This is a genomic window from Thermodesulfobacteriota bacterium (assembly GCA_035559815.1).
Taxonomy (GTDB): Bacteria; Desulfobacterota_D; UBA1144; order Nemesobacterales; family CSP1-2; genus DATMAT01.
In genome coordinates, this window is record DATMAT010000027.1 from 1 (window position 1) to 16036 (window position 16036).

Below are 16036 nucleotides of genomic sequence, written 5' to 3' on the forward strand. Positions count from 1 at the left end.
GGGAGATAGCCATGCTTAACTTTGACCTTCTTATGGGGTTGAGAAAGGGTCTGAAGTCCTTTAGGAGCATCTGTCTTGACCTGGATTCCCATGTAAGCACTGTGTATGGCAGTCAACAGAGGGCTGGGGTTGGATATAACCCAAAGAAGAGGGGTAGAAGGAGCTATCATCCCCTTTTCTGTTTCATAGGTGAGACCAGGGACTATGTGGGAGGGCTTTTTAGGAGCGGGAGTCACCATACCTCCCACAATGCCATTGCATTTCTTAAAGGGGTTGTTAAGAGGCTGCCCTCCCCTGTAGAGAAGATAAGGCTTCGGGTGGACAGCGGGTTTTTCAGCCTTGATATGCTCAAGTTTCTTATAAGCAGGTGCATTGAATTTTATGTGGTTGTGCCGATACAGCCATGGGTGCAAAGAAAGATCGGATCCATAAGGGACTGGAAGGATATAGGTAGTGGAGTGGAGGTAAGTGAGGACGGATATACCCTGACAAAAGATGAAACCGTAAGGATGGTTGTTATAAGGCAGAGGGTAAATGTGGGAGAGTCCCCCAAGAAGCAGCTTAAACTGCTTAACACCGGGGATGTAACCTACGATTACCAGGTTATAGTAACCAATAGCCGCATAGAGCCGGAAGAGGTCTGGAGGTATTACAATAAGAGGGCTTGCTGCGAGAACTTTATCAAGGAGGGAATATACGGTTTTGGCCTGGACAAGGTAGTTTCTCATAATTATGCCGGTAACTGTAGTTGGTTTGAGCTTTTGATGCTTGCTTATAACCTTATGAACTTTTTCAAGGAAGAGGTGTTGGGTCAGAAGAAGGTAAAGGACATGATCCAGACGGTAAGAGAGAGGCTCTTCCTGATTCCGGGCAAACTTATACACGCCTCCAGGAGATGGGTTCTCAAGCTGGAGAGGACGTGGTCTTACCGGACCGAGTATGAGGAGGCGCTGGCCAGGGTCACCTGAAGGTGGATTAATCGGGAGGAAGACGGCATCATCAAAGGAGTAGGAGGGAGAGGTGTCTGAAGAACCATTTTTTTCTCTAGATTCCGATGGTATTTACCTGCCCCTTTCATGTCCTTACGATGGATTTGCATAAGAATGCCTGGCCCGGTTTACATCTAAGAAAGCTTCTCTACAATTTTAATCGCTCACGCATTATTTGGGTTTATTCCTTAGCTTGGTATTAGAGTAACATTCACACAATTGAAATCGGTCCGACTCACCAATACTGTGTCTGTTTGATTAAATCCGGGCTATTGTAAATCGCTACCACATTATTCGGTGCTTAGTCGTTTATCATTCTTCCCATAAAAAATATCACTCACAAAAGCTTTCCAGTATTTCTCTTCTTTCGGACCGCGCAATTTTTCTGATCGCATTTTCTTCGAGTTGTCTTATTCGCTCACGGGTGAGATTAAGCCTCTTCCCAACCTCATCCAACGTATATACGGTATCATCATCCATCCCGAATCTCATTCTGATTATCTCTTTTTCCCTATCAGTGAGCGATGAAAGGGCTTCGTCGACCCTCTCTTTCAGCTCTGCCCTTGCTATTAGCGAATCCGCCCCGGCCGACTTCTCATCGGCCACAAAATCCAAAAAGGTTATTTTCTCCCCTTCCAGGAATACCGGTGAATCCAGGTAAACAATTTCATTGGTCGCTTCTAAGATTCGCTTTACATGTTTAACAGAAATCCCCGTCTTTTCCGCAATCTCCCCGGGAATGGGTTTTATTCCCTTATATTCGTGATCAACCGACCTCACCCGGTGTACTTTCCTTGCCTGTTCCAGCACATATTCCGGTATTCTCACTGTCCTAGACTGGGCCGATATGGCTCTAGATATCGACTGGCGTATCCACCAGGAGGCGTATGTCGAGAACCTATATCCCCTGGCCGGGTCGAATCTCTCCATCGCCTTAATCAAGCCCAAATTACCTGCCTGTATGAGGTCTGACAATGGTAGACCCAGTCCCGTGTATTTCCTGGCTATACTTACCACTAATCTTAAGTTCCCCCTCAAGAACCTCTCCCTCAAGCCTCGTGCCTTGCTCGCATATGTTTTCATGAGGGAATTAAGTCTTCTTATTTGTCTTGACGAATCTTTTTTCTTACCGTTATGGTTTTCGTTTCCCCCATCGCTGCCATTCCTTTCTTTCAAAAGCTCATCCCTGAGTACCCTTATTTCATTCACCTTCGACTGACACCTTTTTATCTTTGTGGAAATCTCTACCTCTTCTCTCGGGGTTAAAAGAGATTCTCTTGCCAGTTCCTTGAAGTAAGTGTATAAGAATCTGTACTCTTCACTGTTAAAAGCCTTTTTCTCCTCATTCTCATCGGACCGGCCGTCCTCCGATACAAACCGGGTTTCTTTTTCTGTCGACTCGGGGATGAAACCGTCTTCCGATTTGAAAGCCCCTTCACCCTCTTCCGTAAATTCTACATACCCGTTTATTTCCAATAGTGTCTCAAGTTCCATTTACTTTACCTCCGCTGACTCTAGCCTTAGTCTCTACAAAAGAAAGGATCCCGATTTTACTCCTCCTAATCCCTTCCTCGCCAGCAAATCCATACTCTTCTTTTCCACAAGACGCATACGGCTGCCCTTTCCAACTTCAAGGGCAATAACTATGCCAAAGGTATTCGTCTTTTTATATTTAATGTTTAATGCGAGTTGTGAATGAGGAAAAATTTAAAAGCATACATAACTGTGCAATATCCCACAGAAGCGATGTGTAAATTCGCATAGGAGCCTTGCCGTCGACAATAATTAAGCGAAAAATCTTCTTATTACATGGGGTTAATGACGAAATATTATTGACTAGGCCCATTTTAATTTTCTATCTTAATGGCATGAATATTGCTTTATCTAATTAAAGTCCTCTAACAGCAAGAGGGCTGAGAGGAAAATCGATGTTAAACCTATGACCGACCCGGGTCCTGGTTAAAAACATCGAGCGCAGAAAAGGTTTTCAAATGTAATTTAGGAGTGAACAAATGTGTAAAAAAGGTGACCTAATATTCATGGCTTTTAATCTCGGAGTTAGCGCGATAGAAGAAAGGCAGTTTGCTACGGTGAAAGCCGCATCCAATTACTTTTATGACCTTATTTTTACCGAGCTTTCCCGACGGTATGAAGATTTGGCAGATAAAGTCGCCTTACTTTCCTATGCCAACTACCTTACCAGTATAGCTACCCTGGGTTACACGCTCCCCTTGGTAGGCGTATATAATGAGGATTTTAAGAATAAGCTCATTGACCTCATCATCATAAACAAACCCAAGGATGTAAGCAGGTTTGAACATGAGAGAGCTTCTGCTTGAAGGTGGAAAGGTAGTATGGATTCGGATGTCTGCGCTATTCCGACCCTAATTTTTCGTAACCAGTATGGTAACTTTAACCCTCTCTCTTCTCGATCTTCACCTTGACTGTATCACCAACTTGAACCCTCTTTAGCATCCTTCGGTCAACAACCTTAAATGAGTGTATCTTGCCTTTTTCATCCTGAAGCTTTAGTGTATTATCTTTAATACCAACTACTTGGAGTTTAATCTCTTTGAACCCGGAAAGATAAGAATCGATTATTCCAGATTCCTGCTCTCCGTTTTCATCAGACACTACATTGGGGTGCTGTTGCCCAGTTGTAACTGGCGTATTTATCCCCACGAGAGCAAACCCTGTTATTAGAACTGCAGCTAAAAGTAATTTCTTCATACTATCCCACCTCTTTTTTGTTTAGGATTCAATCAGAGCAATGTACATGCCAGCAAATTGCATATGCACTATCTCCAGTGTTTACAGAAAGTTATGATTTAAAAGAGACTTAGCCAGTCGTAGTACACTGTGACCGCTGTTTAAATTTGCACACGAATTAGTATCCAGAGAGGTTATGAAACCAGTGGAAGCACCGGAATAGACGCGCTTATAACAAGGGTGTAAGTGAAACTCTCCAGTGCTAGAGCCGCGGGGCATCTAAAATTAAAAATAAAGACCTAAGTGCTCCCAGAATGATACTGCTTATCAATCCTTTGTAGGAGCGCCATTCCTCTCCCGATTAAACCGATGACATACTTATTTTACAATATTTATGCCAGCGGATTTAATAATACTAATCTCAACTGTATACAAAGACTTGTTAGTAGGGATGAGAAAATGCAATTAAGCAAATAAGTTTGTTGTACAATAATACGCATTTTTTTGCTGTGCATTATTGTACAGAGAACCATCAAAATATCTTATGAGCGCCTCGACCCTTGTGTGTCGATATCAATGATTGTCTCATAAAGATCGCCTCATAAGAACTATCTTAGCCACCCAATTTCATCAGACAAATAACGCCAAAAAAGTTAGTAAAATCAATTAGTACTAAAGTGATAAGCCTTTGAAATTCTACTAACTTCACAAAACAAAAATCTAACCAAAGTCTAATTTATTTATACAAGGACTGCTTTATTAATATAGGGTAATTTAGGTTCAAAAAAAGGTTAGGAACGAGGGCAACATAGCGATGGCAAGGTTATTTAGGTTAAAATCCGTATTTGATCACTTCTCTCATAGGGGAAAAGTTTATGACGGGGTAGAAATTTGCTGGTTCGTGGTATATAGAGATACTCCCATTAATTCCCACAGAAAATTGCTCAACGGATATTTAACCAATCCTGACAATTCACAATACATCTCTGAGGACAATATATACGAATTATTCACGGAAGAGGAAGCCGAAGCTTTCAAAGAATATCTTCTTAAAAACCATCGAGAGCAATGCCAGTTAAGAGAGGCAGACGTACGCTCGGAGGTCAATTCCTGGGGATACGGGGATAAAATCCTTAGCTACAGAGAAGGTTTTTATAGGCTAGACCATGAGGGTGATTACAATCTCCCCTTCATCGTCTGGGGTTATTATGACCTAAGCTACGCAAAGGATGTTAGCTGGCTTATATATGGCGTAGAATCCATCGAGCGAATTTTAGACAAGTTCGGCATGACAGTAACTGACCTAAACATTTTAAAGACAAAGATAGAAGAAATGAAGAACCAGGGATTATTCGTAGAAAGAGAGACCGGCAATAAAGAACGAATAACAAATTAAAAATCTAACTCGTTACCTACCCTTATTTTTTATTCCTCATTCTTTTCTACATTCAACATATCCGAAATTTAGCTCTAGCCCTTAATGAACCGGGGCGTATCCGACGTTTATATCACCATTAATAGTCATGATTCCATAGGAGCTAATCGAGATATTAGGGGAATTCCTTTCACGGCGGATCAATTCAGAACGGGCGAGAGTTTCCACAATATACTCCGTCTCCAACACATCATAACCTAGCCGTTTGCCGATCTCGTGCATGTCAAACCGCACGGATTCTTCGCCCCCAGATAAATCGTACAATAGGGAGAGAAAACGAAATCCATTTCTTTGTATAGACTCCATTTTCTCCTCATCAAATTTTTTGGTTACATCCTGTCTTGGAATAGCAACCGGCTTTAGAAAGTTAAACAATAGATGATTACATTCATCTATTATCTCATAGGTTAATTGTATAACTCTCCTTAAAAACTCAATATTATCTTTATATATCTCCTGTGTAATATTCATGCTAATTTCTCCTTCCGTTTAATCTATCGATGATTTTGGATTAATCAAGCACTCAAAGCGCTTTAAGTTTATCCCCTTCACCCTTGTAACGGTACCCCCGCAAGGGAATACTATATTCTATTAAAGTATACAATACGGTTTATTTTGCGCTTTTTTTATTGTTATCTTTCTCGTTTGTTACCCCAGCTCTGTCAAATGGCATTTACAAGTGGGTTGACCAGGACGGTCATGTGCACTTTACGGACAGCCCTGCACTTATTCCCGAAGATAAATTAGAAAAAGTGGAGGTAATAGAAGGACAGGGAAAAGACCCGGGGGAGGGGCAATTTGCAGTTGTAAAAACATCACCTGCAGTTGTCGAAGAGGAAAATTCTGAACTCGTCTTTGATGAGCAGACTCAGAATGAACAGGCTCTCCGGGAATTCTGGAGAAGTCGGGCCTTGGAAATAGAAAATAAGGAGAGAGCCATAATGGACGAGATCGATATCACCGAAAAACAAATTGACCATAAGAGAAGGGAAGTCGATTACCTACTCATAAACGGATACTTTGCCGACCGCTCCATATTAGAGCTAAGGTATTTAGAAAGCTATTTACAAGAGTTAAATAGTCAACTGATATTACTTGCTGAAGAAAGAGAAAACCTAGCGGATGAGGCCCGCAGGCAGGGAATTCCCCCGGGTTATCTAAGAAAGTGAATTGTGGTAAATTCCATACATCTAATCTGTAGCAACTAGGATTCGACCAAACAGACACTGCCTTAGCAAATCGTTTCCAAGGGGGAATTTTACGTGTCTAACTATCACTCCGGAGTAGGGTGGAAGGGCAAACACCTCAATAACCCATCCTTCGACCAGGCTCAGAGCCTGTCCTGAGTTGATCCCCGATTAAATCGGGGAAGGAATGAGCGGATGTATATCCGCTAAAATGATTAATGAAATAAAAACCGTTCATTCTGAGCACCGTCGAAGAATGAACACATCAAGAAACTTCATCCATCGATCGACACTTCTATAAACTTACGTCAGGCTCAGAGTCTGTCCTGAGCACGTTCGATAAACTCAGTGTAAATTCCATGAAGGAACGAGTCGGTTTACATCCGCTGAAAGTTGTTGTGGTAATGTATTGGAAGAATGTAACTTATCCCGACACGTCCGATAAATCATATCTTGACTATTACACATTAATCTTGGACCAGTTTAAAGAATAATGTCAACTCAATTATGCCATCCTATCAACCAATTTGAAAACAACCAATATTCCCATGAAACAAATATATTGGAGGCATAACACCCTTCAATATTCAGCGGAAAGTCCCATTTGAGTTTGAGGACTTCTCTCTATTGTCTATCGGTAGTGCGGATAGGTAGGATGTTTACAGTTCGAAAACACCATCCCAGCGTTCAGGAGAACGCCAAAGACTAGACAGGATTAGCTCACGAATGAAGATAAGCTCCTTGGGCAATTTATCGTAGAGCTTTACGAATAACTCCTCGTGAGAAAGGATTTCTTGCTTCCATAGCTCCCGGTCCACCGACATCAATTCTTGAAATTTCTCACGGGAAAAACTCTCCAGCCCCCTCCAATCAATATCCTCATAGCGAGGAACCCTTCCTATAGGATTCTCAACGCCGTAAGCCCGGCCATTGGCCCGGTCTACAATCCATTTCAATACGCGCATATTTTCGCTGAATCCGGGCCAGATGTATCTTCCTTCTTTATCCTTGCGAAACCAATTAACGCTGAAAATACGCGGAGGGTTGGGAATCTTCCGTCCGAAATCTAGCCAGTAGTTGAAGTAGTCACCCATGTGATAACCGCAAAATGGTAACATCGCAAATGGGTCGCGCCTTACCACCCCCACCTTGCCCGCTGCGGCCGCCGTTGTCTCAGAACCCATGGTTGCGGCCATGTACACTCCGTAATTCCAGTTAGACGCCTGATACACCAAGGGAACAACCTGACTTCTCCGTCCGCCGAAGATAAGCGCTTTGATGGGCACCCCTTTGGGATTTTCCCACTCCGGGTCTATAGACGGGCATTGGCTTGCTGGTGCGGTGAACCGGGCATTAGGATGAGCCGCTGGCTGTCCGGAATCGGGGGTCCAGTGTTTACCTTGCCAATCGATCAATTCAGTAGGGGGAGAATCGGTCATCCCTTCCCACCATACATCGCCATCCGGCGTGAGTGCTACGTTGGTGAATATGGAGTTTTGTCTGATCGAAGCCATAGCATTAGGATTAGATTTCTCCGATGTGCCGGAAGCCACGCCGAAGAACCCGGCCTCCGGGTTAATTGCATATAGGCTGCCGTCGTCTCCTGGCTTGAGCCAAGCAATATCATCCCCGACGGTGGTAACCTTCCAGCCCTTGAATGCGGCAGGCGGAATCAACATGGCAAAGTTTGTCTTCCCGCACGCACTAGGAAACGCCGCAGCCACATACGTCTTCTCTCCGTTGGGAGATTCTACTCCCAAAATAAGCATATGTTCGGCCAGCCATCCCTCCTCTCTGGCGATTACCGAGGCAATTCTGAGAGCAAAGCACTTTTTGCCTAGTAGCGCATTTCCACCGTAACCACTTCCATAGGACCATACTGAGTGCTCCTCCGGGAAGTGAACTATGTACTTGTGCTTGTTATTGCAGGGCCATGGAACATCTTTTTGTCCTGGCTTGAGTGGCATCCCTACCGAGTGTAAGCAGGGAACAAATTCACCATTTCCCAATACACCCCAAACAGCTTTTCCCATTCGGGTCATGATGCGCATGCTGGCTACCACATAAGGCGAATCAGTCAGCTGCACCCCGATATGGGCAATATGAGAGCCCAGTGGACCCATGCTGAAAGGAATGACGTACATGGTTCGACCGCGCATCGAACCATCAAAAAGCTCCGATAAGGTCTTTTTCATCTGCCTTGGGTCAACCCAGTTATTCGTAGGGCCGGCGTCGCTTTTGCTCAGGCTGCAAATAAACGTACGATCCTCAACCCTGGCTACATCATCGGGGTCAGTACGCACCAAATAGCTATTGGGGCGCTTCTCCTCGTTCAACTTGATAGCCGTGCCCGACTTAACCATCAGCCTAAACATTTCGTCATATTCCCGCTCCGTACCATCGCACCAGTGAACTTTATCCGGCTTACAAAGGGCTACCATCTCCAGAACCCATTTACGCAGTTTTTCATTTTTTACGTAATCCGGAAACTCTATCACGTCTGCCCTCTCATTTTAGGGATTCAAGATCAATCATAGAATTTACTGGTATTAACTCCGTGAAAAGCTAATATGATAAGGCTCTCTTAATTATAACTATATTATCTAAATATGCCCTGAATGCATAGATTTCTACTCGATGACGGGTACGGCGCCCAAAACTTCTATGGTTTTAGGATAAAAGCTACTGGAGGTCGCCCCTAGAACCGACCCTCCTTGGAGATAGGTTTTCTTGCTCTGCGGTGGCAGGGTTACCGGTAACACACCGGTTTCCGTGGCAACCTCGGTTCCGTAGTTTGTGTAGGAGGTAGAATTAAAACGCACTCTCACTTTGACATTTCTATAGGGTATGTCGCTGGTATTTTCGATGGTGACGTGATGAATAATGGCCACACCACGCGCCGAATATACGTTGAAGTCGGTAATCTTTATATACCACTCCGGGTGTGTAACCTGGAAGTTTTCGGTCTTCGCTTCCTCCACATCAACCGAGGCGTAAACTAAACTGATCAATACAAATACTATCGTTGCCTTGCCCATATAACTTCACCTCTTTTTTAATTTTCCCCTAGAAATTCTAAATTTAGTATTGATAGAGGACAAGATTAAATCACAAACCGAGAGAAACAAAAGAGGACAGATGATGAGTAAAGCTAACCACTCCCCCATCCCTTTTAAATTGACTTCAAATCAACTTAGACATAACCTTTGCTTCCCACCCTGTAGCCATGTCCGCAAGACGCTTGGCCAGCTTTTGCCCCTGCGTATCTTTAGCAAACGCCCTATTCCACTCCTCCAAGTTGGAGTAGTCGGGAAACTCCCAAATTGCCACGTAATGTGGCCTAGAACCCAGAAGCACATTTCGGGCGTAAAGACCTATTAATTTAAATTGCGGAAGCTTCTTCTGAAAATGTTCGGCAAATTTCTTATAGGTTTCGACTACCTCCCTCCTTCCGGCTCCTTCCCTCGGGTCAAATGATACAAAGTAGTACATTGCATCTACCTCCTCTTCTGGTCTACGACTATATTCTAACCCACTTTGGTACCCAATGTGAGTTCCAAGTGTGGGAAGTTAAAGGTCTTAGAATCTGGCCTATTATCAACGGTATTAAGCTCATCACCACTACTACCATCCATCCCTCTTTGCCCGGATGAAGCACGCGCAGTACCTGGGCCAAAACCGGAACATAGACAGCCGCCAAAATCAGAATTATGCATAGACCTAAAGCTCCCCATACGAAGGGATTGCGGGTAACATCATTTCTAAGAAAATTTGAGCCTTTATCACGCATATTAAAGACATGCCATAGCTGGGCAAAAGCCAGGGTTAGAAAAGAAACGGTGACCGCTCGTTGCTCCCCCAATTCCAGCCATTTCAACGCAATCACTAGAGCCCCTATAACAGCCAGTGTCATAACTAGGCCATATACCCCGATAGCTGACCAATGATGTTGGGTTAAGATGGATTCATCCGGGTTTCGAGGCGGATACCTCATTATTTGTTTATCCCCCTCACCCAAGCCTAGCGCAAGCGCCGGAAAAACATCGGTAACCAGGTTTAAGAAAAGAATCTGGAGCGGGAGAATGGGCAATGGAATCGCAGCCAACGAAGCTAGGGACACAACCATGATCTCGCTGACATTACAGGAAATTAGGTAAAGAGCGAATTTACGGATGTTGCCAAAGATAATTCGTCCCTGTTCAATAGCAAGCACAATCGTGGAAAAAGCATCATCCTTAAGGACCATATCTGCCGCTTCCCGGGCAACTTGGGTACCTCGCTTACCCATAGCTATACCGATGTCTGCTTTTTTGAGCGCGGGAGCGTCGTTGACACCGTCGCCAGTCATTGCCACAATTGAGCCATGCTCCTGATGTATGGAAATAAGGTCGAGTTTTTGCTTTGGGTTCACCCGAGCAAATATGGACGCGTTTAGAATACGCATTCGTTCCTCCTTCGATAAACTGTTAGGGCTTTTAAAATCCTCCCCGCTTACTACTTGCACGTGTTCTGTATCGACCAAGCCCACCGCTAAAGCAACATTACGAGCAGTGTTCGGATGGTCGCCGGTTACCATCACAACCCTGATTCCCGCCCCCCGGCATCGCTCTATGGCGTAGCGTACATCTTCGCGCGGGGGGTCAATAAGACCAACTAGCCCGAGAAATATGAGTTCGCCGTAAGGATACGTCGAGATTGAGTTCACCTTCTTTGTAGCAAGAGCAATAACTCGAAACCCTCTCTCCGTTAATTCCTTGTTACAATCAAGCCATCCTTCTCGAATCTCTTTAGACATCTCTGTATAACCATTTTGACCGATAACACCCGAGCAAACCTCCAGCACCGATTCAGGGGCCCCTTTCACCGCAACCCGATATTGGTCGTTTTCTTCGTGAAACGTAGCCATCATATTAAGAGAAGGATCAAACGCTTCCTCATGCACTTCCGGCATAGTGCTCAGCAGGTCATCTCGATGAATTCCAGCCTTCGCCCCAACCAATAGAAGGGCAACTTCCATAGGATCCCCTACCGCTTTATCATCGCCATGCACCCCATACTTCAAGGAGGCGTTATTGCAGAGTACGCCAGTTTTTAATATCTCTCGTATAAGCTGAACACTCGATGGATCGACGGTTTCCCCATCCATCGAAAATGTAGGTTTACCTCCTGACCCGTCTTCCTTTATTTCAACGTCTCCTGATGGGGTAGCAAGCCAGTTAACGGTCATCTTATTCTCGGTCAAGGTTCCGGTCTTATCGGTGCAGATAACGTCTACCGCACCCAGGGTCTCGACTGCGGCAAGACGATTTATAAGGGCGTTTCGTCTAGCCATGCGCATCATACCCCGGGCCAGGGCAATGGTAGCGACAATCGGCAACCCCTCCGGTATTGCCGCCACTGAAAGAGCAATGGCCGTTTCCACCATGAGGAACAATTCCTTACCCCTTAAAATACCCACAACGGCGACAATAGCCGTGATTGTCAGCGTCACCCAGATGAGTCTATGACCTAACTGGTCGAGGCGTTTCTCTATAGGGGTGCTCTCCTCTTCGGCCTCTTCCACCAGGGTAGAAATTCGGCCCAACTCCGTATTCATACCCGTTGCCACAACCACCCCCTCACCGGACCCGCGTGTTACAGCGGTTCCCATGAAAAGCATATTCGACCGATCGGCTATAGGGACGTCGTCCGGTAGGGGCTCTAGTTGTTTGCTTACCGGAACCGACTCGCCGGTGAGAGAAGACTCATCCGCCTGGAGCTTAGAAGCCCGGATTAAGCGGATATCGGCAGGCACCAAGTCCCCTCCCTCTAGAACCACTATGTCTCCCGGTACTATTTCTTCCGCCAAGACCTCCTGCACCTGGTCGTCCCGTCTAACCTTTGCAGTTACACGCACTAAACTCTTAAGCGCCTCCATCGACCGGACCGCTCTCACCTCCATAAAAAAACCGATAGCCGAGTTTAAAGCAATCACCACCAGGATGGCTGCTCCCTCTATCCACTCTTTAAAGACAAATGACAAAAGAGCAGCCACCCCTAGAAGGAGCATGATCAGGCTCTTGAGCTGAGCGATAAAGATAAGCCAGGCGCTCTTTTTTCTCGCCCCTCGAAGACGGTTGGGGCCATATTGGGAGAGCCTTACCTTGGCTTCCCTGCCACTTAGCCCTTTTTCCGGGGATACGTCAAGCCTTTCTAGAATCTGCTCCCATGGCTGGGTGAATGGTTTTGTATTATCTTCCATATTTGTTTGTAGAGAATTCATCACTCTTTGTTCTTGAAATGTAAAGCAGGAAAGCTGCTTCCGAAGTCAAACTCCTCAAGATAAGTCATAGTAGTTAGGGAGCGTCTGTAAACCGAGTCAGCATTAACCCCTAGACAACTCCCAACTGATTTTACGAGAACGATTGTCCTAGCCAAAATTCATCAAGGCTCTAGCCGTCCCTTCTTTGTAATCCCACTCTATTTTGAAACCAAGTTCCTTGCATAATCCGATCATTCTTTCATTTTCTGCCATTATGTCTCCCCAGAGAAACCCGCTCTTCTTTTCCCTGGCTATACTGATACACATTTGGAGAAGTTTTTTGCCCAGTCCCTTTCCCTGCCACGGGTCGCCCACCACCACCGAAAACTCGGACGCCTCCAAATTCGGGTAGTAGGTTACCCTTCCCACGCCTAATATACGTTCTTTGTCCCCATCGCTTTCCACGGCCACCATGGCCATCTCCCGGTCGTAGTCTATCTGTGTGTATCGGACTAAACGCTCATGAGGCATAGATTTGAGAATCTGAAAGAATCGATAAAGAATCGTCTTTTGAGAAAACGTGTTAAAAAGTTCCTTCATCATCTCCTCGTCCTCCGGCCTTATGGGACGGAGTACTACGGAAGTACCATCATCCAAAGACCAGACGGTTTCGTAACGACTGGGGTATGGGCTTATCACCATGTGTTCCGGGGACCTCATGGTTGTAGGCCTGACTATTACCCGGGCATCCAGGGCAAAAATTAAATCCTCGTTAGCGAATAGAGGATTTATATCCACTTCCACGACCTCCGGGAAATCGGTTACCAGATGAGAGAGGCGTATTAAAATCTCTTCCAATGATTCTAGATTGACTGAAGGCCTGTTACGAAAGCCTTTTAACAACCTATAAACCTTCGTTTGCTCCATGAGCCTCCTGGCCAGGGTGGTATTGAGCGGAGGAAGACCTATGGCTTTATCCCCGATCAACTCGGTCATTATTCCGCCCATTCCGAAAAGTATTATCGGGCCGAATAACCGGTCGAATTTACTTCCCACTATCACCTCATAGCCCCTATCCTTTATCATGCGCTGCACGGTAACACCTATAATCCGTGCTCCCGGGTTATAGTTCCTGGCATTTTCCATTATTTTTTTATATGCCGATTCCACCTCTTCCTTCGAGTTGATATCGAGTATGACCCCGCCGGCCTCGGTCTTGTGAGAGATGTCCGGTGAATGGATTTTTAACACCACCGGAAACCCGATTTTCTCTGCCAGTTTCACTGCCTCGTCCGGAGATGTGGAAACCTCCGTTTTGTTAACCGGTATCCCGTAGCTCTCCAGAAGCTCTTTAGACTCTACCTCCGAAAGGAGGCTGGAATTTTCTCCCAGCGACCCCCTTATTATCCTATCCGCCTTTTCCCGGTCCAGGTTAAGCTCGACATGAAGCTCCCTGGGGGTCTCTTGAAGTAACTTGAGGTTATAGCTGTAAGAATACATATACATGAAGATGTTAACCGCATCCTCGGGGGTGCTGTAGGTAGGGATGCCAGCATTGTTCAACAGGGAGATGCCCTCCTCAACTTCCTTACCCCCCATCCATACGGCGAAAATGGGGATATGCTGACTGCGGGCTAAGCTAGATATACTTCCGGCGACATCGGTCGGGCTGGTCATTGCTTGTGGGGTCAACATCACGATCAACCCGTCGATGTCGTTTGACTGAAGAACGATGCGAACTGCTTCCTGATACCGTTCCGGAGTGGCATCGCCGATAATGTCTACCGGGTTCCTTTTGCTCCAGTGGGGTGGCAAGACACGGTTGAGACTTTCGATTGTCCCTTCGGACAATGTAGCCGGTTTCTGTCCCCAGTCTTCTAACGCATCCACTGCAATCACCCCCAAGCCCCCGGCGTTGGTAACAATTCCCAAACGAGAACCGTGCGGCCTCGGTTGTTTGGCTAGGCTCTCGGCGCAATTGAACAACTGCCGCACAGTACGCACCCTTATAATTCCGGCGCGCTTAAAGGCGGCGTCATAGACATCGTCTTCTCCGGCTAAAGCACCGGTATGGGAGGCAGCAGCCTCTGCACCAGACTGACTCCTGCCCGCTTTCACCGCAATTATGGGCTTTATTTGAGACACCGCCCGGGCTGCACTCATGAATTTTCTGGTGTTGGTGAGCGATTCTATATAGAGAATAATGCTGGTTACCTCTTCGTTAGCACCCAGATAATCAATCAGGTCGCCGAAGTCCACATCAGCCATAGAACCTATACTAATAAAATGGCTGAAGCCGATATTTTCCATCAAGGACCGGTCCAGGATAGCCGTGCATAGCGCACCGCTTTGAGAGATGAAGGCTATCTTTCCAGGAAGTGCGATCCTGTGCGAGAAGCTGGCGTTAAGCCCGATGGAGGGTCTTATTATGCCCAGGCAATTAGGGCCTATGATTCTTATACCCGCTTCTTTTGCCTCCCTTAGTATCTCCTCTTCCAGTTTCTTTCCTTGCTCACCTACCTCTTTCCCCCCCGCGGAGATAACTATTGTTCCAAGAATTTTCTTACTGGCGCAGTCCCTTATAACCTGGGGAACAACATCTATTCGTGTTACTATAACCGCGAGGTCCACCTCGTCTTTAATATCGGTTACCGACTTATATGCCTTCTTGCCCTGAATGACCTTTGCCCGGGGATTAACCGGGTAAACCGGCCCTTTGAATCCACCCTGGATTAGGTTGCGAAAAAGTATGTAGCCGAGCTTGCCGCTCTCCTCGCTCGCTCCAACCAAAGCAATGGACCGGGGATTAAAGATCTTATCCAGATTTCTGGTGCTCATGGGTTCACTCCTCAGAAAAATAAACTTCCTGGTTTAGCACTCTTTACAGTGATTGGGGCTAATCTTATCAGTATTCTTCGGGGTCGAGCTTAAGAGCCTCGTTAAAACGATTTATCATGTTATAAAGGGCTATCAAAGAGGTTAGCTCTACAATCTGAGGATCGCCAAAATATTTTTTAAGCTCGGTAAAAAGGGAATCGGGAATATTTCCAGGATTAACCGTCATGGCCTCGGCGTATTTTAGGGCCACTTTCTCCGCCTCCGAAATGTTCGCTCTATCAGGATTATCTACCTCTAGAATTTCATTTTCGGTAAAACCCATTTTTTTGCTTATCTGCTCGTGCGCGTGACAGCAATATGCAGAGCGGTTAATCCTTGAGACCCTCAGTATTATCCTCTCTTTAAGCTTGGGATCGAGCTCGTCCGGTTCCTGTACCGCGGCAACAAAAGGTCCTATGGTTGATATTATGGAGGGTTTGTACGCTAGCACCTTGTAAATGTTAGTTACCTTTCCCCTTTTCTTTCTCATCCTTTCATAAGCCTCTTTTACCCTTGGGTCTTTAACCTCTTCTTCCTCTATGTATTTAATGCGCGCCATGACCGTTCTCCTTTTTTTGCCTGATTAGATTTTTTAGTT

At 45.6% G+C, this 16036-nt stretch carries 13 protein-coding genes; 4 read left to right on the forward strand and 9 right to left on the reverse strand.

Annotation, left to right across the window (positions count from 1 at the left end; all coding sequences use genetic code 11):
- On the forward strand, positions 1-968 hold a 968-nt coding region (locus VNN20_07810), incomplete at its 5' end, for an IS1380 family transposase (protein ID HWP92085.1).
- Between the two features lie 354 nt (positions 969-1322).
- On the opposite strand, the gene VNN20_07815 is transcribed toward VNN20_07810, so the two are convergent.
- Positions 1323-2483, reverse strand: coding sequence for a sigma-70 family RNA polymerase sigma factor (locus VNN20_07815; protein ID HWP92086.1), 1161 nt, complete (start codon positions 2481-2483; stop codon positions 1323-1325).
- A gap of 518 nt (positions 2484-3001) precedes the next feature.
- On the opposite strand from VNN20_07815, the gene VNN20_07820 reads away from it, so the two are divergent.
- Complete coding sequence (locus VNN20_07820; GenBank protein ID HWP92087.1) at positions 3002-3328, forward strand: hypothetical protein; 327 nt, start codon at positions 3002-3004, stop codon at positions 3326-3328.
- 73 nt (positions 3329-3401) lie between these two features.
- Here the strand turns inward: VNN20_07820 and VNN20_07825 are convergent, their stop codons facing one another.
- A complete protein-coding gene (locus VNN20_07825) occupies positions 3402-3719 on the reverse strand; it encodes a hypothetical protein (GenBank protein ID HWP92088.1) in 318 nt (105 codons plus the stop codon).
- A 793-nt stretch (positions 3720-4512) separates the two neighbouring features.
- Here VNN20_07825 and VNN20_07830 point away from each other — a divergent pair.
- Positions 4513-5094, forward strand: coding sequence for a hypothetical protein (locus VNN20_07830; protein ID HWP92089.1), 582 nt, complete (start codon positions 4513-4515; stop codon positions 5092-5094).
- 81 nt (positions 5095-5175) lie between these two features.
- Here VNN20_07830 and VNN20_07835 read toward each other — a convergent pair whose 3' ends face one another.
- On the reverse strand, positions 5176-5604 hold the full coding sequence (locus VNN20_07835; GenBank protein HWP92090.1) for a hypothetical protein: 429 nt from the start codon (positions 5602-5604) through the stop codon (positions 5176-5178).
- Positions 5605-5762: 158 nt separating this feature from the next.
- Between VNN20_07835 and VNN20_07840 the strand changes: the two genes are divergently transcribed.
- Positions 5763-6302, forward strand: a complete 540-nt coding sequence (locus tag VNN20_07840) for a DUF4124 domain-containing protein (protein ID HWP92091.1) — start codon at positions 5763-5765, stop codon at positions 6300-6302.
- A gap of 677 nt (positions 6303-6979) precedes the next feature.
- Here VNN20_07840 and VNN20_07845 read toward each other — a convergent pair.
- The 6 genes from VNN20_07845 to VNN20_07870 all read right to left on the reverse strand — a co-directional run bounded on the left by VNN20_07845 (position 6980) and on the right by VNN20_07870 (position 15997).
- A complete protein-coding gene (locus VNN20_07845) occupies positions 6980-8815 on the reverse strand; it encodes a phosphoenolpyruvate carboxykinase (GTP) (GenBank protein HWP92092.1) in 1836 nt (611 codons plus the stop codon).
- 135 nt (positions 8816-8950) lie between these two features.
- The gene (locus VNN20_07850) at positions 8951-9358 is read right to left on the reverse strand and encodes a hypothetical protein (protein HWP92093.1); all 408 of its coding nucleotides are present in this window, start codon (positions 9356-9358) and stop codon (positions 8951-8953) included.
- Positions 9359-9503: 145 nt separating this feature from the next.
- Positions 9504-9812 carry an NIPSNAP family protein gene (locus tag VNN20_07855; GenBank protein HWP92094.1) on the reverse strand — a complete coding sequence of 103 codons (309 nt, stop codon included), beginning with the start codon at positions 9810-9812 and terminating at the stop codon, positions 9504-9506.
- A gap of 28 nt (positions 9813-9840) precedes the next feature.
- On the reverse strand, positions 9841-12582 hold the full coding sequence (locus VNN20_07860) for a cation-transporting P-type ATPase (protein ID HWP92095.1): 2742 nt from the start codon (positions 12580-12582) through the stop codon (positions 9841-9843).
- Between the two features lie 147 nt (positions 12583-12729).
- On the reverse strand, positions 12730-15399 hold the full coding sequence (locus VNN20_07865) for a bifunctional acetate--CoA ligase family protein/GNAT family N-acetyltransferase (protein ID HWP92096.1): 2670 nt from the start codon (positions 15397-15399) through the stop codon (positions 12730-12732).
- Positions 15400-15466: 67 nt separating this feature from the next.
- Positions 15467-15997: a carboxymuconolactone decarboxylase family protein gene (locus tag VNN20_07870; GenBank protein HWP92097.1), complete on the reverse strand. Its 531-nt coding sequence runs from the start codon at positions 15995-15997 to the stop codon at positions 15467-15469.
- Positions 15998-16036 lie beyond the last annotated feature (39 nt).